The sequence below is a fragment of the Sphingomonas sp. CFBP9019 genome, from assembly GCF_034045155.1.
Lineage (GTDB): Bacteria > Pseudomonadota > Alphaproteobacteria > Sphingomonadales > Sphingomonadaceae > Sphingomonas > Sphingomonas aerolata.
The window spans coordinates 233,141-253,891 of record NZ_JAXCWK010000001.1; the positions used below are offsets into that span (position 1 = coordinate 233,141).

Here is a 20,751-nt window from a genome sequence, read left to right on the forward strand (position 1 = left end):
CGCACCCCGGACCTGTTTCAGAAGAGCGTCTTGAACAGTCCGGCATTGGTCTTGCCGAGTTCAATGATCGAATCCCCACGACCACTCATCACCGCTTTCGCCATATAGAGCGTGAAGCCCTTCATCTGTTCGAGCGTGATCTTGGGCGGCATCGACAGTTCGGTGCGCGCGGTGACGGCATCGAGCAGCGCAGGGCCCGGATGCGCAAGCACCTCGCGGACGCCCGCCTCGACCTCGCCAGGGTCGGTGACGCGAACGCCGTGGAGTCCGATCGCGCGCGCCATCGCGGCGAAATCGGGATTGTCGAGCGCGACGCCGGTCTCGATCATCCCCGCCGCCTTCATCTCCATTTCGACAAAGCCGAGCGTGCCGTTGTTGAAGACGATGATCTTCACGGGCAGGCCGAGCTGCCGAACGGTCAGCAATTCACCCATCAGCATCGCGAGGCCACCGTCGCCCGACAGGCTGACGATCTGACGGCCGGGATAGGCGGCCTGCGCGCCGATCGCCTGGGGCAGGGCGTTTGCCATCGAGCCATGGTTGAACGACCCGATCAGTCGGCGGCGGCCGTTCATCTCGAGGTAGCGCGCTGCCCAGACGGTCGGGGTGCCGACATCACATGCAAAGACGGCGTCGTCGCTTGCTAGGTAGCTGACGACGCGCGCGACATGCTGCGGGTGGATCACGCCGCTGCCCGGGGTGCCGGTCGCGAGCTCGTCCAGGCCTTTGCGCGACTTGGCGTAATCCTCGCGTGCGTCGCGCAGGAAGGCGCCGTCGCGCTCGCGTGTCAGCAGCGGCAGGACATGGTCGATCGTCGCGCCGACGTCGCCGACCAAGCCGAGGTCTATCGCGGTACGGCGGCCGAGATTTTCGGGCCGCAGGTCGATCTGCGCCACCTTCGCCTTTTCCGGATAGAATTGGCGGTAGGGAAAATCGGTGCCGAGCATCAGCAGCGTGTCGCAAGCCATCATCGCGTCATAGCCGGACGAGAAGCCGATCAGCCCGGTCATGCCGACATCATAGGGATTTTCATATTCGACGAATTCCTTGCCGCCGAGTGCATGGACGACCGGTGCCTGGAGCACGCCGGCAAGCGCGACGAGTTGCGCATGCGCCCCCCGACAGCCGCGACCCGCAAGGATCGTCACCTTGCCGGCGTCGTTCAGCAGCGCGGCAAGGCTGGCGAGCGAGGCCTGATCGGGGATGATCGTGGCCGCTTCGGGCAGCAACGCGGTGCGGGATCGGGCGATAAGGCCCGTGGTCGTGCGCAATGCAACATCGCCCGGCATCGCGACGACCGCGACGCCACGATGGCCGACCGCGGCACGGATCGCTGTGTCGAGCGTGCGCGGCATCTGATCGGCATCGGAGATCGTCTCGCAATAGACGCTGCATTCGCGGAACAGCGCTTCGGGACGGGTTTCCTGGAAATAGTTGGAGCCGATTTCGGCGCTCGGTATCTGCGCCGCAATTGCGAGCACGGGGACGCGGGTCCGGTTGCAGTCGTACAGCCCGTTGATCAGATGCAGGTTGCCCGGCCCGCAGGACCCGGCGCAGACCGCGAGCTTGCCGGTCAGTTGCGCTTCGGCGCCGGCCGCGAAGGCCGCCGCTTCCTCGTTGCGAACGTGCACCCATTCGATCGTTCCGCTCCGCCTGAGCGCTTCGGTGAGGCCGTTCAGGCTGTCGCCGGCCACGCCATAGATTCGCTCGACGCCGGCAAGCTCGAGCGTCTCGACGAACAGGTCGGCGATCAGGGTCTTGGGCATCGGGCGTCTCCGGGTCTCGAAAAAGGGTGAAGGTCGAGGCCTCAACGCGTCCCGGCGGCAAGTGACGCGGCGAAATCGCGGAATCGAACCTGGGAGCGGTACGGCCGGATCGTTGCAGAAATGTAACAAGTTCAAATTTTCGGTTGGAAAACGCGCGCAGATACGATCTCGTTACCCTGAATAGGTTGCATTCAAAATTTGGAAACCCGAGCATGCGCAACGGATCCCGGCAACATGCCGGGCCCATGACAAAGGATTGATTTCGGCACGGCCAGTATTGCGTGAGCAAACGACGTAAATCGTCGATGGACTTGGGGGAAGGATCCGAAAAGGCGCTCACCATTCGGGGGTAGCCTAATGAAGATCGCTCATCATATCTCGCGTCACGCCTTGATCGTTGCCGTTGCTGCTGGGGGGGCATGTTTCGGCCAGTGCCCAAGAGCTTGCCCAGACGACAAACCCCGCCACGGTAGGATCGGCCAGCCCGCCGACAAGTGATGCGTCCGCCGACATCCCCGACGACATCATCGTGACGGGGACGCGTGTGACCGGTATTACTGCCGCCGAAAGCGCGGCGCCGATCAAGGTGCTTGATGCCGACATGATGAGCCATGTCGGCCAGCCCAATCTGAACCAGATCCTGACGCAGCTGGTCCCGTCCTTCACCGCGCAGGCATTTGGCGGCGACACCGCGAACCTGACGCTTTCCGCGCGGTTGCGCGGGCTGAGCCCCAACCACACACTGGTGCTCGTCAATGGCAAGCGCCGGCATGGCACCGCCAACCTTGCGGTGCTCGGCGGGCCCTATCAGGGGGCCGCGACCGCGGATCTCGACCTGATCTCCCCCTCGTCGATCAAGCGGATCGAGGTTCTGGAAGACGGCGCGGCGGCGCAATATGGCTCGGATGCGATCGCCGGGGTGATCAACATCATCCTCAAGGACGGCGGTACGGGCGGCGATGGCTATGCGACCGCGGGCGAGAATTACCAGACGGGCGGGCGGACCTATGCCGGGACGCTGCATCTCGCGACCAAGATCGGCGAGGACGGGTTCCTCAACGTGACCGCATTTCACCGCTATCACGACTTCACGCAGGTCGGCGGGCTCGACCGGCGGGTGACGGACGGTGATGGCAAATTGCTGACCGGCACGACGTCGCCGGCGCTAAGTCCCCTGCAACAGCAACTCTACCCCAATATTTCGGGCTTTCCGTACGTCAATCGCATCAACGGCGATGCGCAATCCCGCCTTACCAACCTGCAATTTAACAGCGCCTACGACTTCGGCGCGGCGGAGGTTTACAGTTTCGGCACCTATTCGAAGCGGATCGCCAGCGCGTACGAAAATCTGCGCGTACCGACGCGGGTCTCGCGGACGGTCGGTGGGGTCACGACCTATTTCGATCCTGACGGCGACAGCCCGGTCAACGGCTTTTCACCGCGCGAAAAGATCCGCGAGGACGACATGGCGTTTACCGGCGGGGTTCGCGGACTGCTGAGCGGTTTCACTTACGACCTGTCGACCAGTTTCGGGCAGGACAAGAACCTGATCTACACCGTCGATTCCGCCAACGCCTCGCTCTACGCGGATACCGGATTTACGCCGACGAGCTTCTATAACGGCTTCTTCAAGGCGACCGAGTTCACCGCGAACGCCGATGTCACCCGCGAGATCGCGGTGGGCATGGCGGCCCCGCTGAACCTCGCATTCGGCGCGGAGTATCGAAAGAACGTGTACGAGATCGGCTCGGGCGATGCCGCATCGATCTACAAGGAGGGCGGGCAATCCTATCCCGGGTTCCGGCCATCCGATGCGGGCGTGAACGGCCGCAACAGCCAGGCGGCCTATGTCGATGTCGCGATGATGCCAATCGACGGGCTGAAGGTCGATGTCGCCGGACGCTATGAACATTATTCCGATTTCGGCAGCAAGTTCATCTACAAGGGGACGAGCCGGTACGACTTTTCGGATTCGTTCGCGCTGCGCGGCACGGTCTCGACCGGGTTCCGGGCGCCGACGCTCGCGGAGTCCTATTATTCCGCGACCAATGTCTCGCCGACGTCCGCGTTCGTGCAGCTGCCGGCCAATTCCGCCGCGGCCAAGCTCTTGGGGTTTGCCAATCTCAAGCCGGAGAAATCGACCAATTTCAGCCTGGGGACCGTGCTGCGCCCGGCACCGCGCCTGACGATCACGATCGACGCCTATCAGGTCAAGATCCGCGACCGCATTCTCGGGACCGGCTCTCTGTACGGCAGCGGTGGTGCGACGAACTTCCCGATCGTGACCGCGGCCATTCGGGCGAATGGCAACATCCTCGACCCGACCGTCAATCAGACCGGGATCAACATCTTCACCAACGGCGCGGACACGCGGACCCGCGGCATCGATCTGGTGGCGAGCTACGTCACCGATCTTGCGGACTATGGCAAAGTGAACTGGATGCTGTCGGGCAATTATAACGAGACCAAGGCGCTCAGACTGAATGCGGCGCCTGCGACGCTCGGCGGCATCCCGCTCTTTGACCAGGAGGCGATCAGCTATCTCGAGACGGCGTCGCCCAAGACCAAGGTGATCGGTTCGATCGTCTATGCGCTCGACAACTTCGGTGCGACGCTGCGCAGGACCGTCTACGGCAAGACGACGGCGTATCTGACCCCGGATGGCGGCGCATATTATAAGCAGACGGTCGGGTCGGCGTTCATCGGCGATGTCGAACTCAACTACGATCTCACCGCCGCACTCAAGCTGTCGGTCGGTGCCAACAACCTGTTCAACAAGCGGCCGCCGACCGTCGGGCTGGTGCCGGGGTCGACCAACTCGCTGGTCAACGACGCCAATGTTCTCGACGGGCCGCTGACGTTCAGTCCCTACGGCATCAACGGCGGCTATTATTACGCGCGCTTCAATATCACCTTCTGACGAGATCGGGCGCGGCGCTCGGCGGCCGCGCCCGAACCTGCCTGCACGTCAGGCGGGGGCCATGACCGACAGGATATCATCGACCTGTGCGGTGGCGAACGCGGTATATTCGTCGCCGATCGCATAGGGCAGCAGGATGCGGCGCCCCTGCAACAGCCCGCCACAGCTATAGGTGACGTTCGGCACATAGCCGCCACGCTGCTCCGCGCTCGGGAACAGGAGCGGGGAGGGCGTGCGCGCCAGCACACGGCTGGGGTCCGCCTTGTCGAGCAGGCATGCGCCGATGCAATAGCCGCGGACCATGCCGACGCCGTGGGTGAAGACCAGCCAGCCCTCGTCGATCTCGATCGGGGATCCGCAATTGCCAAGCTGCACGAATTCCCACGGATATTTCGGTGCCATGATCGGCGTCCCGCGCTCCCAGGTGTAAAGATCGTCCGAGCGGAGCAGCCAGATCGTCTCGCTGTCCTGCCGTCCGAGCATCACGAACTGGCCATCGATCCGGCGCGGGAACAGCGCCATGCCCTTGTAGCCGGTCATGGCGCCGGCGAGGGGGCGCATTTCGAAGGTCCGCATGTCGACGCCGCGGAGCATTTCCTGCTGAACCTTGCGTCCGTCGAACGCGGTATAGGTCCCGATGATGCTGCGAACGCCGTCATGATCGGTAAAATTGACGAGGCGCAAATCCTCGACACCCTGGCGCTGGCTGGGCAGCACGGGAAAGATGACCGTTTCCGACGCATCTTGGCTGTCGTCGCATAAGAGCCGGACCCAGCCATCCTGGTTGCGGTCGATTCGTGGCGGCACACCATGCGGGCTTGCCGGATCGATCACGAGGCGATCGTCGGGGCCCCATTCGCCAGTCCGGAACGTGACCGAGGAAATATGTCCTTCGCCGATGCCGCGCAACGACAGCACGAACTTGACGCCGCCCGTGGCCGATGCGGGTTCGTCGTCGATCCGCGCGATGCTCGGATTGAACAGGGCCGCCGACTCGAACGCATATTCCTGACTGAAATAGGCGCCCAGCAGCAGGGCCTCGTCGGCGTCGATGTCGCCGATATCAAGCTCATCTTGAACCTCGGCAAAGCGGCGGCGGAAGACCTCATCGGCATTGCGATGCCGCTCCTCCATCGGTTTTGCGAGCAGTTCGACCATGCGTTTGCGCAGCGCGGGGTCGAGTGCCATCACCCGCTGCGCCACCGTTTGCGCGCGCGATGGACGGTTGGCCGCAAATGCCTCGGGATAGCTGAAGCTGAACGGGCGGATCACCGTTCGCGAAGGATCGGGCTTGAGTTCGATCTCAAGCTTCTTGAAGACGTTGGCAGCTTCCATGCGCGGACCTTTCATCGGGCGGCGTCCTGCATGCGCACACCCTTGCCCCGTTCAGCGATAGACCGCGCGTTTATATCCATGGATCGCATCGCCGCGGCGGATTTCCCCGTGACCTGCTGCTCTCGGACCTGACCGGAAATCGTCCAACAACTTTGCTATTGATAACCACTCGCAAACTTCTGTAGGGCATGACCATGCAGGCCACCCCGCAGCGCACGCCGGACCTAGGGCGAACGGCAACGTCGCCGCGGCGTCGGTTGCGTCCTGCGGTCGTGCCGATGATTGCCCGGATCGGGACCGCGCTGGTCGGTGGCTATGTTCTTGCCTCGGCGGTCGCCACGCTGATCGCGCGGCTGCTGCCAGTGGACCGTGCCGAGGCGACCAGCTGGGGAATGATCCTCTCGTTCCTGGTCTACGCAATCGCCGCGCTTTGGAGCTTTCACGGGCCACGCGTGATGCGCGTCATGCTCGGCATCTGGGGCGGCAGCGCGGCGATCGGCCTGGCACTGGCCTTGCTCGGGGTCCGCCCATGACGGCTGCCTTGCCGCTGCGGCAGAGCATGGCGTGGATCCATGGGTGGCTGGGACTGCTCGCGGGATGGCTGCTGTTCGCGATGTTCCTGACGGGGACGGCAAGCTATTTCCGGCCCGAAATCACTCAGTGGATGCAACCCGAAATCCGCGCGAGCACGGTGTCGCCTGCGCAGGCGGCGCAAGGCGCGATGACCTATCTGCAGCGGATCGGCGCGGGTGACGACGTCCAGTGGTTCCTCTATCTTCCCGATGCCCGCTCGGCAGTGACGCGCGTGTTCGAGCAGCGGAGTCCGACGTCGACGGCACCGCCACGTCCCGCCGAACTGACGCTCGATCCCCGCAGCGGTGAGCCGGTTCGTGCCCGCGAAACGCGCGGCGGCGAGCATTTCTATCGGTTCCACTTCCAGCTTCAGCTGCCCTATCCCTGGGGGCGCTGGCTGGCCGGACTGTGTGCGATGGTGATGCTCGCGGCGATCGTCTCGGGGGTGATCACGCACAAGCGGATCTTTGCCGATTTCTTCACGCTGCGCTGGAACAAGGGACAGCGCAGCTGGCTCGATGCGCATAACGTCTCGGCCGTGCTTGCGCTGCCCTATCACGCGATGATCACCTATACCGGGCTGATCACGCTGGTGGCGATGTACATGCCGTGGCCGGCGATGGTGAACTACAAGACGCCGCTCGATTACGGGGCGGTCGCATTCGGCATTCCGACCGAACGCGCCGCGACCGGCATTGCCGCGCCGCTGCTGCCGATCGGGCCGATGATCGAGAAGGCCGAAGCGGTGCTCGGCGCGCCTGCGACGCGGGTCGTGGTACGCCATCCGAATGATCGTGCGGCAACGGTGACGGTGTATCGGCATGCCGGCGTGTCGATCAATGCGCGGCTGCCATCGGTGACCTATTCGGGAAGCACTGGGCAAATGCTCGAGCGATCGGGCGGCACCGGGCCCGCGCTGATGACTGCGGGGGTGATGCTCGGTCTACACGTCGCGAGCTATGCGGGTACCGGGCTGCGCTGGGCCTATTGCCTGCTCGGCCTGACCGGCGCCGCGATGGTCGGTACGGGCCTGCTGCTCTGGACGACCAAGCGGCGGCGGCCGGGCGCGGCGCCGTTCCCGGGGCTGACGCTTGTCGAGCGCTTGAACATCGCGGTGATTGCCGGGCTGCCGGTCGGGATGGCAGCGTATCTCCTGGCGAACCGGGTGATTCCTGCCGATGCGGCCGGGCGCGCCGATGGCGAAGTCGCCGCGATGTTCTGGGCCTGGGGCGCGGTCGCAGTCATGCAGCTGGCCCGATCGCCGCGGCGCGCCTGGATCGAGAGCTTCGCGATCGGCGCCATCGCGTTTGCCGCAATTCCGGTCATCAATGCCGTAACGACCGCGCGCGGTCTGCCGGCCTCATTGCGTGGCGACGACCCGGTATTTGCCGGGTTCGACCTGACCATGCTCGCGATCGCCACCGTGCTGGCGATGGCGGCATGGCGTGTCGCGCAACTTCGTCCGGCGGCTCCGGTACGACGTCCTGCCCGTGGAGTGGTTCATGCTTGAAACGATCATCGTTGCACTGGCGGGCTGGATGCTGCTCGCGGCCTCCGCGTTTCGCTATCGCCGGGATCTCGGGATCACCGCACCCGGGACGATACGGCTGTTGCGGATCGCCGCCGCCGCCGCGCTGACGCTGGCGTTCCTGCGGTGCGGGGCGCCGGTCAGCGGCGAACGCGTCGTGCGGTTTCTGGGTGGTGGCTCGATCGCGGCGGTCATCATGGTCGGCACGCTGTCGGTCGCGCCGATGTTCATTTTGCGGCCCGTCGTCCTGATCCTCGGCATGGCGCGTGCCCTACGACCTTCGAAAGACGAACACCGTACCGCTTCGGCCTGACGGCGGAAGCGGTACGGAGGGTGCCGGTCGTTCTCAATCGGCCTGAGGCCTCGATCCGCCACAGTTGTGGCGGATCGCAACCATCCTAGCGATTTACCGTGGCAGCCGGTGCGCGGGGTAGCGTTTGCGCGACGGGTGTGCCGACGGGTGCCGGTGGCGGCGTGACACCGGTTACGGATGGGGCGCAGCCTGGGACGGTGGACGGCGCCATTACACCGGGAGGGGCCAAGTTCGCGCCGCCCGGTGGCGGAGGCGGCGGACCATCGTGGCCGGGACCACCGGGGGCGCGAGGACCACCGGGGCCATGCGGCGGCGGCCCGCCCGCGACGATCCGCCCATTCGGATCGACCAGATAGGAGGCGCGCAGCTGTCCGTTGTCGTAGCGCCCCTGTACCGTCATCGTCGCGCCGGCGGTAACGCCATCACCGTTGCGGCCGGCATCGATCATCGTCCGCCCGGTTGCGTCCTGAAGGACGAAGCGGTCACCGAAGATCTCGACCACACGGCCCTTCACCGTCACCACGCCGCTCGTGCCCGACAGTCGGGCGATCGCGGTCGGCGTGGTGGGGGCCATCTCGATGCCGGGCCGCGTCAGCGATACGGCGCTGGCGCCGCCTGCGACGCCGACTGCGAGCAGGGCGGCAGCGGCGAGCCTCATCCGCGTTCCGCGGTTCAGTGTTTCCATCAAACGGGGCATTCATCGTCTCCTCTTCGTGTCGATGACCGGCTTCTAGGCGCCGCATCCCCACGCCCCGCTGAACTTCCCCGTTCAGTTTGGGTTTAGCGTGCACAGCTAGCGAGGTCGTCATGCGTATATTGCTCGTCGAGGACGATCCCGATCTCGGCCCCGCGCTGGCCAAGGCCTTGCGAGGCGAGAACTGCGCGGTCGATCTTGCCGCAAACGGCGTCGATGCGGGGCATCTGGGCGACACCGAGGCCTATGACGCCGCCGTGCTGGATCTTGGCCTGCCGGGCCGAGACGGCGTCACGATCCTGCGGGACTGGCGGGCGGCGGGGCGCGACCTTCCCGTGCTGATCCTCACCGCGCGCGACGGATGGTCGGACAAGGTGGCGGGGTTCAAGGCGGGGGCCGATGACTTCATGACCAAGCCATTCCGCGTCGAGGAATTGGTCATGCGGCTGCGTGCGCTGGTGCGCCGGGCGGCGGGGCATGGCGCCACGCGGCTCGAATGCGGCCCGCTCGCCTTCGAGACGCAGATCGGCCAGTTCGAGCTGGACGGTTTGCCGATTAAGCTGACTGCGCTCGAATGGCGGGTGCTCTCGGCGCTGATGCTGTCGAAGGACGCCGTGATCGAGCGGTTGGCGCTGATGGAGCGTGTCTATGAGGGCGATGCGGACGTCGATTCGAACAGCCTCGAGGTGATCGTAGGTCGCCTGCGCAAGAAGATCGGCGCGTCGCTGATCGATACCGTGCGCGGTCGAGGTTACCGGCTTGCGACGCCGATACCCCGATGACGCTGATCCCGCGGTCGATTCATGGGCGGATGCTCGGCCTTTCACTGCTCGCCACCCTCGTTGCTCTCGCGGTTGCGGGCGCGGCGATCGCCGGCGTGCTGCAGCGGTTCGTCACCCAGGGGCTCGACCAGCGGCTCGATGCCGAATTGTCCCTGCTTGCCGGTGCGGTCGATGGCGATGGGCGGATCGACCGGGCGCGACTGACACGGCTTCGTGGCCTGCTCGATGCCGGCCCTGGCTGGCAATGGCAGATCAGCGGTCCGGCACAAACAGTGAGTTCCGCCGAATTTCCGACGCTGCGGACGCCCGGCCCGGCACCGCGAGACGCGCTGCGCGGGGAAGGGGAGGCGCGTCCGCAACCACTGGAGGGACGCGACGGGGTCCATGCTCGACAGATTTCGATCGCGACCGACGCGGGGCCGGTGGTGCTGACCGCAGCGGCACCGCGCGACGTCGTCGCCCGACCGATCCAGGCGGCGGTGGTGCCGTTGCTCGCGACGCTCGGCATCCTTGGCATCTTGCTAGGAATTGCGACGCTGGTGCAGGTGCGGATCGGATTGCGACCGCTGCGCGCGTTGCGCGACGGTGTAGCCGCGATGCGCAGGGGGGCCGCCAGTGTGTCCGAAGCGCAGCCCGACGAGCTTCGTCCGCTCGCGATCGAACTGAACGCACTCGCGCGGGACAATGCGGCGGCGCTCGCGACCGCGCGCGCGTCGGCGGCTAATCTGGCGCATGCGCTGAAGACCCCCGTCGCGACGCTTGCGCTAACGGTGCGTGACGATCCGGCCCAGGCGGCGCAGCTTGCACGGATCGACGCAACGATCCGGCATCATCTTGCCCGGGCACGCAACATCGCCGGCGGTCATGCGAGCCGCACCGCACTCGCCCCCGCGATCGCCGATCTGGTGTCGACGATCCGGCGGCTGAGGATGGAACGCGGCGTCGTGATCGATGCCGCGATCGATTCCGCGCTGCACGTCGCGGTCGATGCCGCGGATCTAGACGAGCTGGCGGGCAATCTGATCGACAATGCCGCGCGGCATGCGCGAACGACGGTGCGTGTCGCCGCGAGGGTCGATCAGGGCATGATCCGGCTCAGCGTCATCGACGATGGCCCGGGCATCGCGCTGGCGGACCGTCAGCGGGCGACCGCAGCCGGCGTGCGGCTCGACGAACGCGAGGATGGTCATGGGTTCGGCCTGGCGATCGCGCGCGAGCTCGCGGCGCTGTATGGCGGCGTGCTGGTCCTCGACGATGCCCCAGGCGGTGGGCTCTCGGCTTCGGTCACATTGCCGATCGGTACCGCGGTCTAGGACTAGCCGGAATGCGCGGCGATCAGGTCCGCGGCGTTCGGACCGCGCAGGATGCGGATGCCGTCGTCGCGATATTCGACCAGCCCCATCGCGACAAAGGCGTCGAGCCAGCCCTGCATCGGCCACCAGCCCCAGCGCGCATGGAATATCGTTGCGTTGCGGACGATGTCGTCGAGATGCTGGACGGGCGGATCATAGCTGTCGTGATACTGATGACAGGCGATCGCCCCGCCGACGAAAATCAGCGGGGTTTGTGCATGCTCGGCGCGAAAGCCGAAGTCGGTGTCTTCCGCACCATAGCCAACAAACGCCTCGTCGAAGCCGCCCAGTGCCTTGAACCGCTTCCGGCGGATCGCGAACGCCAGCGACCAGAACAGACCGGGATTGGTTTCGCGCCGCGTGCCCGTGGCGGGAAAACTGCGCACCGGATGTGGCCGCCCTGCCGCCAGCAGGACCTCTTCGTTCCACGTCGAACGTGCGTCGTCGGGCCCGAGATAGCGGATATCCGCGCAGAGCAACGCATCGTCCTTATCGAGCACCGCACCCATCCTGCCGAGACACTGCTTCATGGGGATACAGTCGACGTCGAGAAACAGCAGATGTGCGGACGTCGCGTGCCGCGCCGCAAGGTTGCGTGCGGCGGCGAGCGCGAGGGTGCCGGTCTGGAGCCGGTGGACGTGGACGGGGAAGGGCGCCTCCGGCTGCGCGACCGGGTCGCTGCTCATGTCGACGACAATCAGTTCGGCGGGGGCAACCGCGCTCCGTTTCAGGCCCTCGACCAGCTGGATCAGATGGGGTTCGCGGTCCTTGACGAGGGTCAGGACGGAGAGCGGCGTCATCGCAGGGACCACAGGTCGAGGCGGTACGCGTGGGTCCGTTCCGCACGCTCGATCGCAAAATCGCCGAGCCGGTCGCGCAGCTTGGTGACGGCTGCGTCGCCGGTCTGTGGATAGTCGGTATCGCCCGTCCAGTGCACGAGTATGATCCGGCAATCGGGCGTGGCGCTGGCGCGGATCGCAGCGGCTGCGCGCTCGATATCCGCGTCGTCCCAGTAATAGACGACCTCCGACAGCACGACGAGATCGAACGCGCCTTCGGGTGACTCGGCCGGGAAGCTACAGCGGGTGACCGTGACATTGGACAGTGCGGCGCAGCGCGACCGGGCAAGCTCGACCGCGCGCAGGCTGATGTCGATCGAGGTCAGGGTATCGCACAAAGGCGCAAGCCGCGCGGTCAGCACGCCGTGGGCGCAGCCGATCTCAAGGGCGGAACGATAGCGTCGATCGTCGATCGCGGCGATCGTCGCATCGAACTTTGCGGCTTCATACGGGCTCGAGGCGAGCGACCAGGGATCATCGTCGCCGGTGAAGACGTCGTCGAAATAGCGCGCGTCGAGGCTATGGTCGGGTCGCATGTCGGCTCGCCAGATAGAGGAGATCGGTGCCCGGCATGCGCTGCTGCGCGCGCGGCAGGCGAAAGCCGTCGCCCATCAATCCGGTCAACTGGCTGCGGTGCGCGCGAAGCGCGGCGCTGCGCCGGCCGGTCGGCATCGCCGCGGTGCGGACGACGCGCTTGCCCGCGGGGCGTTCGCCCCAGACGGCATATTCGAAGATCGCGACCGGCCTGCGCGCCGCGTACGCAGCATGCACCGCAAGCGTGAAGCACGCGGCATGATCGCAATGCGGCTCGCCTGCCGCGGTTGTCGCGATCGCGTTGACCGCGTGCCGGCGCAACAGGGCCGCGAGTTGCCGCACGGACCGACGGAACGCGGCGCTTCCGGGGCGGTGCGGGTTTGCATCGTGCCAGTCGAGAAACCGCGGGACGATCCGCCGTTCGCCGGTCAACAGCGCGACGGCATGTCGTGCTTCACTGCGCCGTCGCCGGATAAGCGCGCTACGATCCGCCGGCGTCGGGCAGGGATGCGAACCCGATCCGTCGGTCAGGATCATCACCCCGGCAAGGCGATTGCGCGCCGCCGTATCGACGATCAATGCCCCCGTGCCGAGCGTTTCATCATCGGCGTGCGGCGCGAGCACCAGCCACCGCGCGCTGCGCCAGGGACTTCGGCTCAGTGCAGTCGCGGGGGTCACCACAAGCGGTCACCGGCGCCCCAGACGTCGCGGTCGAGCCAGGCGAGCGCCGCCTGATCGCGCGCATAATCAGGGCCTGCCTGACGCAGATAGAGGCTAAGGTCGCGGCTGATCTTGTCCGCACGCTCACCATCAAACGCGCTGCGCGTACCGAGCAGACGGGCGGCGGCTTCCATGACGTCAAGCGCGGCACGCTCGACGACACCACGCGTCATCTGGACGAAGACGATGGCGTCGGCCTCCTCACGCGCGGCACGTCCCGCAGCCTCGCGGATCCAGAGGTAGGCGGTGCGCGCGGCAACTACCGCCTCGGCGAAGCGCGCACGCTGGACGGGGTCGCCGCGCGCGGCGTCGGACAAGGCGCGCCGGGTCTCGGTCAGCAGCCCCTCCATGCCGCCAAGCTGGACCGCCAGGAACCGCCATGCCCCCGCGGTGAACCGGGGTTCGCGGTCATAGTCGCCCGGTGCGCCTAGCGTCTGCATGACGCCGGCGGGATAGCCCGAACATTCGTAGCGACCACTCATGCTCGCGCGCATGCCGCGCACGCGCCAGCGGGACGCGTCGGTACGCACGGGATCATCGGCCGGGATGACGACGATCGGACGCTGGCCCGCCGCCGGACGCGCGGTGACGATCGCGTAATCGATACCGCCGGCGCCGCTTGCGAAGTGCTTGGCCCCATCGAGCACAGGGCCGTCAGGACCGTCGGTTACCGCGACGCCGGGCGGAGGTTCGGTCGCCCAGACGCCGAACCAGGCGCCGCGGTCGAGTTCGGTATCGAGCCAGGCAAGTTGATCCGCCGATGCATACCAGTCGAACAGTGCGAGCGCATTGACATGGCCCTCGAACAGCCGCCCGACGCTGAGGTCGCCGCGTCCGACCGTCCGCAGCGCATCGAGCAGTTCATCGGGTGCACAATTGGCCTGCCCACCGAGCGCCCGCGGGGCGAACCGCCGGTGCAGGCCGTGGCGGACCAGTGCGGCCATGCTGTCCGCGGGAAACATCGGGGCGGCATCATAACGCTCGCCGCAGGACGCGAGCGTCTCGACGAGGTCGAGGGACGGCGTCGCGGCGGCCGGCCGTGCAGTCGGGCCACTCATCGGTCGAGCCCCAGCGGCATGTCGCAGCGCATTGGCGGGAGCAGGGGTTCATCGCGCGCGACCCCGGAATCACCACCCGGCTGGTCGCGCCGCATCCGTCGCCACGCCGCGCGTGCGCGCCACTGATCGAACGACGGCAGAAAAGTGGGCTCGCCGCGCGCCACGCGATCGGACAGCGCCTGCATATGGTCCGCCATGCCCCCGGTCGCGCGACCGATGGTGCGCGCGGACACACGGGTCCACACACTCATCGGATGACCGAGCCGACCACCTGCCGCGACCGCTGCCTCGACCAGTGCACGGTCTTCCCCGGCGGGGATAGCGGGGACACCGCCCGCCGCACGGTAGAGCGGGGCAAGAATTGCCAGGCTTGCGCCGGTATGATCGCCGTGACGGGGCGCCGGATCCCAGCGGCACGGATCGATGTCGTCCTCGATCGCGCGTACACAGGCCCAGTAGCGGTCGAGCTTGATCTGCATCGCGTCCATGTCCGCCGCGAGCGGTTCGGCATCGTCGACGACGATCCGGCCGCCGACGATATCGAGCCCCGCGTCGATCGCGCGAAGCATCGCCGAGATCCAGTCGGGCGGCGGCCGGGTGTCCGCGTCGGTGGAGATGAGAACGCCGCGATGCGGATCGATGCGTGCAAAGCCGGCCTCCATCGCCAAGCGTCGTGCGGTGCCGGCATGCGCGCGCTCGGGCGGAAGATCGTGGCAGGCTACGGCAAGATGCAGTCGCTCGCCCCAGGCTGCCTGTGCCCGGGCCACCGCGGCGACGCTGTCATCGACGGTGTTGTTGATCAAGATCGAGACGCGGATCGGTCCATCCACGTCCTGTCGCGCGAGGGCGTCGAGCAGAATTGGCAGGCGGTCTGCCTCGTCACGCGCGGGCACGCATACGCAAAAGCGGGCGTCCGTCATGCCGCCCCCGCCAACGTGATCGGATAGTCAGACGCGCGGCCCCGTGCGGCGTGGCGTGTCGGCTGGATCATCTCTTCGTATAAATCCTCATAGCGGTCGATCATGACGTCGGCGTCGCAGATCGCCTCCGCGCGCAGGCGGCAGGCGCGGCGGTCGAGCAGCACCGCCCGCCGCGCGGCATCCGCGAGCGATGCGACATCGTCCGCGCGTGCGAGCGTGCCACAGGACTCGTCGAGGAGCGCCGGAATCGCGCCGCGCGCAAAGGCGGCGACGGGCGTCCCGGACGCGAGGGCTTCGGCGACCACCAGCCCGAACGGCTCCTCCCAGCGGGGCGTGCAGAGGAACGCACTCGCGCCGCCGACGAGCGCGCCGAGTGCCGCATGCTCGAGATGCCCGACATGCGTGACGTCGGCGCCGAGCCGCGGCAGGATCTCGGCTGCATAGTAATCCGGATCGGAGATCGGTCCGGCGATGCGGAGCGGATAGCCTGCCAGCCTCGCCGCGTCGATCGCCAGATGAAGGCCCTTTTCGGCGACGATCCGCCCATACCAGACGAGATAGCGGTCCGGACTTGCGGCAGGTTGGAAGGGGAAGCTCGCAAGGTCGATACCGTTCGGGATCGTCCGGTCGATCGGCGTCACGTGGCTCCACAGACCACGGATCGTATCTGATACGGCAACGAAGCGCATCGATGGTGACTTGCAGAGGCGGATGCCGCTTTCCAGCCAGCAGAACGGGGGTGTGTGCAGCGTCGTGACCATCGGCGTATCGAGCGTTTCCGCCATCGAGACGGGAAGATAGTGGAGCGAGTTGTTGTGGATGACGTCGAACCGTCGATTTCTCAGCATGCTCATCAACCGCAGATAGGCATGGTGTTCGCGGAAGAACGTCACGTCCTGCGCTTCGGCGGTGCCGGTTTCGAGAAGCGAGGTTTCGTCGCAGATTGCCTCGAGCCCCATTGCCGGATCGGATTTCATCGATGCGAATACTGTGACCGCATGTCCACGTCGGCGTAACGCGGTCGCCAACAGGTGCGTATGCATCTCGAGACCGCCAGCAAAAGGCTCGCGGATGGCATATTTGAGATGCGCAATAATTGCGATTCGCATTCCGGCCCCTTCACCAGCGATCACGATCTAAATCGCGTCGATTCGGTGAGAAACGCATCAATTCGGCTTTTATGTCCGCAACTCGGACCTTGTTTGTGCTAATCTATATCAATACTATAGCGGGTCGCGGTCAGGCTGCATGTCGGGATGTGCAGCGACGAAGGCCGGCAGGGTCGCGGCGTTCGTGGCGGCGGTGGCCAGACAGGGGTAGCGTGAGAGATCGACGGCGAAGCGTCCGGCCGCATAGACCTGCGGCACGAGATAGCAGTCGGCCAGCGTCGGCGTGGCGCCAAAGGCATAGCCGTCGCCATGGCGAGCGATCTGTGGCTCGATCGCATCGAATCCCGCGGTCATCCACCGCGTCATCCAGGCCGATACCTGATCGGGCGTCGCGGCGAAATCTGTCCTGAGTGCATCAAGGATCCGCAGATTGTTGACCGGATGAATGTCGCACCCGATCGTCGCCGCAATGCCGCGCACGATCGCGGCCTCGGTCGGATCGGCGGGCAATAGCGGCGCCGCCGGATAGGTCGCGTCGAGCCATTCGAGGATGGCAGGCGACTGCGTCAGGATCGTGCCGTCGCCGATCTCGAGCGCAGGTACCAGCCCTTGCGGGTTGAGCGCGAGATAGGCCGCGTCACGCTGCTCGCCGGTCCTGAGGTCGTGCGTGCGTTGCTCATAAGCGCACTGCTTCAGGTTCAGCCCGATCCGCACACGGTACGAGGTTGTCGACCGCCAATAGCCGTGCAGGATCATGCCGGCAGCACCGCCTTGGGGAAATCGGCCCAGACAGCGTCATAATCGAGCTGGGCATGCTCCAGCGCATGCGGCGTCGGTCGGTAGGGCCAGCAGCTCTCGACCATGAAGGCCATGGTCCCGTCGATCTTGTGCGGCTTGAGATCGGCGTTGGTCGCGGCAGTCCAGCTATCGAGGTCGGGACCGTGGCCTGCCATCAGATTGTGCAGGCTCAGACCGCCGGGCGTGAAGCCGGCCGCCTTGGCGTCATAGGCGCCGTGGATCAGCCCCATCGCCTCGGACATGACGTTGCGGTGGAACCAGGGCGGGCGGAACGTGTCCTCGGCGACCATCCAGCGCGGCGGGAAGACGACGAAATCGGCGTTCGCGCGCCCGGGTACGTCGGAGGGCGAGGTCAGAACGGTGAAGATCGACGGATCGGGATGGTCGAAGCTCACCGTGTTGATCGTGTTGAACCGCGCGAGATCGTAACGCCACGGCGCCAGATTGCCGTGCCACGCCACGACGTCGAGCGGACTGTGCTCGAGCGTCGTGCACCACAGCGCTCCCATGAATTTCTGGATAACCTCGAACCGCGTGTCGCGATCCTCGAACCAGGCGACCGGCGTTTCGAAATCGCGCGGATTGGCCAGCCCGTTCGCGCCGATTGGACCTAGATCGGGCAGACGGAACAGGGCGCCATGGTTTTCCGCGACATAGCCCGTTGCTTGCCCATCGGGTAGCAAAGCCCGGAAACGAACACCGCGCGGGATGAGCGCGATCTGGCCGGGCGCGACCATGATCCGCCCGAGCTCGGTCAGAAGTTCGAGCCGGCCGGACTGCGGAATGAACAGCAGTTCGCCATCGGCATCGACAAAGACCCGCGCCGTCATGTCGCGATTGGCGGCATAGAGATGCACCGCGACGCCCTCCAGATCCGCAGGATCGCGGGTGGCGAGCATCGTCGTCATGCCGTCGATCAGGTCGGTTCCCGCTGGCGGCGGCGCGCTCGGGTCCCAGCGCAGACGGTTGGGCGCCAGCGGACCGTCCTGCGCGCCCGCCGTGAAACGTGCGGCGCCGTCATATCGTACATAGGGCGGATGTTCGGCGGTCGGGCGCATGCGGTATAGCCAGCTCCGCCGGTTCTCGTGACGCGGTGCGGTGAAGGCCGTGCCCGATAGCTGTTCGGTGTACAGCCCGAAGGGAGGTCGTTGCGGCGCATTGCGCCCGACGGGCAGCGCGCCTGCGACGGCCTCGGTCGCGACATGGTTGCCGAAACCCGAAATATAGCCGGTGTCGGCCGGGTCGTTGGCCATCGTAACACTCTCCTCGCGCACCCCTGTTCGACGTGCCGCGGTGGCCGGGGGTTTCGCTCCGAACGATGGCCCCCGGCTAATATGGTGTCAACTGTTACCAGTTTGTACTGCTTTCGCCTCCTGCCGGAAGCGGTGGAGCAGGGGTTCGGTATAGCCATTGGGCTGATCAAGGCCCTCGAAGACGAGCGCGCGGGCGGCGCGATAGGCAAGGCTGGTTGCTTCGTGCCCTGCCATCGGCCGATAGTGCTGATCGGACGCATTCTGCGCATCGACCTTTGCCGCCATCTTCACAAAGGCGGCATCGACGGCGGCGGGCGTCGCGATGCCGTGGAGCATCCAGTTCGCCATATGTTGCGAGCTGATCCGCAGGGTCGCGCGATCTTCCATCAGGCCGATGTCATGAATGTCCGGCACCTTCGAGCAGCCGACGCCCTGATCGATCCAGCGCACGACATAGCCGAGAATGCCCTGCGCATTGTTCTTGAGCTCGTCGCGGATCTCGTCGGGGGACCAGTTATGGCCGTGTGCCAGCGGGATCGTCAGAAGCTTCTCGAGCGGCGTGACGGGCTCGCTCTGTCGTGCTGCCTGCCGCGCGAAGACGTCGACGCGGTGGTAATGCGTCGCGTGGAGCGTCGCCGCGGTGGGCGAGGGGACCCAGGCAGTGTTGGCGCCGGTCATCGGGTGCGCGATCTTCTGGTCGAGCATGTCGGCCATGCGATCGGGCGCGGCCCACATGCCTTTGCCGATCTGAGCGCGACCGCTGAGGCCACAGGCGAGGCCGATCTGGACATTGCGATCCTCATAGGCGGCGATCCAGCCGCTGGCCTTCATCTCGCTCTTGCGGATCATCGGTCCGGCGCGCATCGCGGTGTGCATCTCGTCACCCGTGCGATCGAGGAACCCCGTGTTGATGAACACGATGCGGTCCTTCACCGCGGCGATACAGGCGGCCAGATTGGCCGAAGTGCGGCGTTCCTCGTCCATCACGCCGACCTTGATCGTGTTGCGGTCGAGGCCGAGCAGATCCTCGACCGCGTCGAACAGCCGATTGGTGAAGCCCGCTTCGTCGGGGCCGTGCATCTTCGGCTTGACGATGTAGATCGAACCCTGGCGGCTGTTCCGGAAGCGACCAGTACCGTTCAGATCGTGAAGCGCGATCAGCGCGGTCACGATCCCGTCGAGAATGCCCTCGGGCGCCTCCGTCCCATCGGGCAGATGGATCGCGGGCGTGGTCATCAGATGGCCGACATTGCGGACGAACAACAGGCTGCGTCCCGGCAGGACGATCTCCGACCCGTCCTGCGCGGTGTAGCGGCGGTCGTGCTCCAGCGACCGGGTCAGCGTCCGGCCTCCCTTGTCGAACTGCGCCTCCAGATCGCCCTTCATCAGGCCCAGCCAATTGGCATAGGCCGCGACCTTGTCGTCGGCGTCGACCGCGGCAACCGAATCCTCGAGGTCGACGATCGTCGTGAGCGCGGATTCGAGCCGGACATCGGCGAGTCCGGCGGGGTCGGACGCGCCGATCGGATGGTCGCGATCGATGACAAGCTCGATGTGCAGGCCATTGTGGCGCAAGAGGATCGTGCTGCCGGCATGGCCGCGGAGCTGATCCGGTTGTGCCAGCACGGGCGGGCTGCCGTCCCAGTCGGTCCACGAACCCGTCGCAAGCGGCACGCTGGAATCGAGGAACGCCTTGGCCCAGGCGATCACCTGTGCACCGCGGTCCGGATCATAGCCCCGACCGGACGGCGTTCCGGGGATCACGTCGGTGCCGTAGAGTGCGTCGTACAGGCTGCCCCAGCGCGCGTTTGCGGCGTTGAGGACGAACCGGGCGTTGAGGACCGGCACGACCAGCTGCGGGCCTGCCAGCCGTGCCACCTCGTCATCGACGCGGGTCGAGGTCGCCACGAACGGCGCAGGCTCCTCGACGAGATAACCGATCTCGCGGAGGAAGCGTGCCTGTGCATCCGGATCGACGGGGCGGCCGGCAAGCGCGCCGTACCAGGCGTCGATCTTCGCCTGCAGCGCATCGCGGCGGGCAAGCAGCGCGCGATTTTCGGGTGCGAAGCGGGCGTAGATGTCGGCCATTCCGGACCAGAAGGCGGACGGGTCGACCCCGGTGCCGGGCAGCGCCTGGTCCTCGAGAAAGCGTGCCAGCGGTGCCGCGACACGCAGCCCCGCCTTGTCGATCATGCCTTCTGACGTCGCGCTCATTGCTCTCTCCCTATCTGAAGATCATTCTATACGAACGCCAGGC

General features: G+C 66.2%; 18 protein-coding genes. 6 read left to right on the forward strand and 12 right to left on the reverse strand.

Features of this window, described 5'->3' with window-relative positions:
* Positions 1 to 17: 17 nt before the first annotated feature.
* Complete coding sequence (gene poxB, locus SOM18_RS00940) at positions 18 to 1,766, reverse strand: ubiquinone-dependent pyruvate dehydrogenase (protein WP_031439088.1); 1,749 nt, start codon at positions 1,764 to 1,766, stop codon at positions 18 to 20.
* Positions 1,767 to 2,310: 544 nt separating this feature from the next.
* Between poxB and SOM18_RS00945 the strand changes: the two genes are divergently transcribed.
* On the forward strand, positions 2,311 to 4,686 hold the full coding sequence (locus tag SOM18_RS00945; protein ID WP_320481163.1) for a TonB-dependent receptor: 2,376 nt from the start codon (positions 2,311 to 2,313) through the stop codon (positions 4,684 to 4,686).
* 48 nt (positions 4,687 to 4,734) lie between these two features.
* Here SOM18_RS00945 and SOM18_RS00950 read toward each other — a convergent pair whose 3' ends face one another.
* Entirely contained in the window at positions 4,735 to 6,021 is a 1,287-nt protein-coding gene (locus SOM18_RS00950) for a glycoside hydrolase family 130 protein (RefSeq protein WP_031439086.1), read from the reverse strand.
* Positions 6,022 to 6,215: 194 nt separating this feature from the next.
* Here SOM18_RS00950 and SOM18_RS00955 point away from each other — a divergent pair, with 194 nt between their 5' ends.
* The 3 genes from SOM18_RS00955 to SOM18_RS00965 are packed head-to-tail and all read left to right on the forward strand — an operon-like array spanning position 6,216 to position 8,435.
* On the forward strand, positions 6,216 to 6,554 hold the full coding sequence (locus SOM18_RS00955) for an iron transporter (RefSeq protein ID WP_128082093.1): 339 nt from the start codon (positions 6,216 to 6,218) through the stop codon (positions 6,552 to 6,554).
* Positions 6,551 to 8,104, forward strand: coding sequence for a PepSY-associated TM helix domain-containing protein (locus SOM18_RS00960; RefSeq protein WP_037528746.1), 1,554 nt, complete (start codon positions 6,551 to 6,553; stop codon positions 8,102 to 8,104). Before SOM18_RS00955 ends, SOM18_RS00960 begins: the two co-directional genes overlap by 4 nt.
* Positions 8,097 to 8,435 carry a hypothetical protein gene (locus tag SOM18_RS00965; RefSeq protein ID WP_031439083.1) on the forward strand — a complete coding sequence of 113 codons (339 nt, stop codon included), beginning with the start codon at positions 8,097 to 8,099 and terminating at the stop codon, positions 8,433 to 8,435. The genes SOM18_RS00960 and SOM18_RS00965 overlap by 8 nt, the downstream gene beginning before the upstream one ends.
* 85 nt (positions 8,436 to 8,520) lie before the next feature.
* Here SOM18_RS00965 and SOM18_RS00970 read toward each other — a convergent pair whose 3' ends face one another.
* Positions 8,521 to 9,132: a hypothetical protein gene (locus tag SOM18_RS00970; protein ID WP_128082095.1), complete on the reverse strand. Its 612-nt coding sequence runs from the start codon at positions 9,130 to 9,132 to the stop codon at positions 8,521 to 8,523.
* Between the two features lie 110 nt (positions 9,133 to 9,242).
* Between SOM18_RS00970 and SOM18_RS00975 the strand changes: the two genes are divergently transcribed.
* Both SOM18_RS00975 and SOM18_RS00980 read left to right on the forward strand, forming a co-directional pair.
* Positions 9,243 to 9,911, forward strand: a complete 669-nt coding sequence (locus SOM18_RS00975; RefSeq protein ID WP_031439081.1) for a response regulator — start codon at positions 9,243 to 9,245, stop codon at positions 9,909 to 9,911.
* Entirely contained in the window at positions 9,908 to 11,224 is a 1,317-nt protein-coding gene (locus SOM18_RS00980; protein ID WP_031439080.1) for a sensor histidine kinase, read from the forward strand. The genes SOM18_RS00975 and SOM18_RS00980 overlap by 4 nt, the downstream gene beginning before the upstream one ends.
* A gap of 2 nt (positions 11,225 to 11,226) precedes the next feature.
* Here the strand turns inward: SOM18_RS00980 and SOM18_RS00985 are convergent, their stop codons facing one another.
* From SOM18_RS00985 to SOM18_RS01025, 9 genes are all read right to left on the reverse strand, one after another.
* Positions 11,227 to 12,063, reverse strand: a complete 837-nt coding sequence (locus tag SOM18_RS00985; protein WP_320481164.1) for a glycosyltransferase family 2 protein — start codon at positions 12,061 to 12,063, stop codon at positions 11,227 to 11,229.
* Entirely contained in the window at positions 12,060 to 12,638 is a 579-nt protein-coding gene (locus SOM18_RS00990; RefSeq protein ID WP_031439078.1) for an SAM-dependent methyltransferase, read from the reverse strand. The genes SOM18_RS00985 and SOM18_RS00990 overlap by 4 nt, the downstream gene beginning before the upstream one ends.
* Positions 12,622 to 13,314 carry a PIG-L deacetylase family protein gene (locus SOM18_RS00995; protein ID WP_235188245.1) on the reverse strand — a complete coding sequence of 231 codons (693 nt, stop codon included), beginning with the start codon at positions 13,312 to 13,314 and terminating at the stop codon, positions 12,622 to 12,624. Before SOM18_RS00995 ends, SOM18_RS00990 begins: the two co-directional genes overlap by 17 nt.
* Positions 13,311 to 14,414: an acyl-CoA dehydrogenase family protein gene (locus tag SOM18_RS01000; RefSeq protein ID WP_042466288.1), complete on the reverse strand. Its 1,104-nt coding sequence runs from the start codon at positions 14,412 to 14,414 to the stop codon at positions 13,311 to 13,313. The genes SOM18_RS00995 and SOM18_RS01000 overlap by 4 nt, the downstream gene beginning before the upstream one ends.
* On the reverse strand, positions 14,411 to 15,334 hold the full coding sequence (locus SOM18_RS01005; protein WP_031439075.1) for a glycosyltransferase: 924 nt from the start codon (positions 15,332 to 15,334) through the stop codon (positions 14,411 to 14,413). The genes SOM18_RS01000 and SOM18_RS01005 overlap by 4 nt, the downstream gene beginning before the upstream one ends.
* Positions 15,331 to 16,443: a glycosyltransferase family 4 protein gene (locus SOM18_RS01010; RefSeq protein WP_192139079.1), complete on the reverse strand. Its 1,113-nt coding sequence runs from the start codon at positions 16,441 to 16,443 to the stop codon at positions 15,331 to 15,333. The genes SOM18_RS01005 and SOM18_RS01010 overlap by 4 nt, the downstream gene beginning before the upstream one ends.
* A gap of 114 nt (positions 16,444 to 16,557) precedes the next feature.
* On the reverse strand, positions 16,558 to 17,199 hold the full coding sequence (gene maiA / locus SOM18_RS01015; protein WP_031439073.1) for a maleylacetoacetate isomerase: 642 nt from the start codon (positions 17,197 to 17,199) through the stop codon (positions 16,558 to 16,560).
* Positions 17,196 to 18,494 carry a homogentisate 1,2-dioxygenase gene (gene hmgA / locus SOM18_RS01020; RefSeq protein ID WP_031439072.1) on the reverse strand — a complete coding sequence of 433 codons (1,299 nt, stop codon included), beginning with the start codon at positions 18,492 to 18,494 and terminating at the stop codon, positions 17,196 to 17,198. Before hmgA ends, maiA begins: the two co-directional genes overlap by 4 nt.
* Before the next feature lie 87 nt (positions 18,495 to 18,581).
* The gene (locus tag SOM18_RS01025) at positions 18,582 to 20,708 is read right to left on the reverse strand and encodes a malate synthase G (RefSeq protein ID WP_235188244.1); all 2,127 of its coding nucleotides are present in this window, start codon (positions 20,706 to 20,708) and stop codon (positions 18,582 to 18,584) included.
* Positions 20,709 to 20,751 lie beyond the last annotated feature (43 nt).

Bases quoted from the DNA above. Each gene is read 5' to 3' on its own strand.
- poxB (WP_031439088.1), bottom strand. From the start codon at position 1,766: ATGCCCAAGACCCTGATCGCCGACCTGTTCGTCGAGACGCTCGAGCTT.
- SOM18_RS00950 (WP_031439086.1), bottom strand. From the start codon at position 6,021: ATGGAAGCTGCCAACGTCTTCAAGAAGCTTGAGATCGAACTCAAGCCC.
- SOM18_RS00955 (WP_128082093.1), top strand. From the start codon at position 6,216: ATGCAGGCCACCCCGCAGCGCACGCCGGACCTAGGGCGAACGGCAACG.
- SOM18_RS00960 (WP_037528746.1), top strand. From the start codon at position 6,551: ATGACGGCTGCCTTGCCGCTGCGGCAGAGCATGGCGTGGATCCATGGG.
- SOM18_RS00965 (WP_031439083.1), top strand. From the start codon at position 8,097: ATGCTTGAAACGATCATCGTTGCACTGGCGGGCTGGATGCTGCTCGCG.
- SOM18_RS00970 (WP_128082095.1), bottom strand. From the start codon at position 9,132: ATGCCCCGTTTGATGGAAACACTGAACCGCGGAACGCGGATGAGGCTC.
- SOM18_RS00975 (WP_031439081.1), top strand. From the start codon at position 9,243: ATGCGTATATTGCTCGTCGAGGACGATCCCGATCTCGGCCCCGCGCTG.
- SOM18_RS00980 (WP_031439080.1), top strand. From the start codon at position 9,908: ATGACGCTGATCCCGCGGTCGATTCATGGGCGGATGCTCGGCCTTTCA.
- SOM18_RS00985 (WP_320481164.1), bottom strand. From the start codon at position 12,063: ATGACGCCGCTCTCCGTCCTGACCCTCGTCAAGGACCGCGAACCCCAT.
- SOM18_RS00990 (WP_031439078.1), bottom strand. From the start codon at position 12,638: ATGCGACCCGACCATAGCCTCGACGCGCGCTATTTCGACGACGTCTTC.
- SOM18_RS01000 (WP_042466288.1), bottom strand. From the start codon at position 14,414: ATGAGTGGCCCGACTGCACGGCCGGCCGCCGCGACGCCGTCCCTCGAC.
- SOM18_RS01005 (WP_031439075.1), bottom strand. From the start codon at position 15,334: ATGACGGACGCCCGCTTTTGCGTATGCGTGCCCGCGCGTGACGAGGCA.
- SOM18_RS01010 (WP_192139079.1), bottom strand. From the start codon at position 16,443: ATGCGAATCGCAATTATTGCGCATCTCAAATATGCCATCCGCGAGCCT.
- maiA (WP_031439073.1), bottom strand. From the start codon at position 17,199: ATGATCCTGCACGGCTATTGGCGGTCGACAACCTCGTACCGTGTGCGG.
- hmgA (WP_031439072.1), bottom strand. From the start codon at position 18,494: ATGGCCAACGACCCGGCCGACACCGGCTATATTTCGGGTTTCGGCAAC.
- SOM18_RS01025 (WP_235188244.1), bottom strand. From the start codon at position 20,708: ATGAGCGCGACGTCAGAAGGCATGATCGACAAGGCGGGGCTGCGTGTC.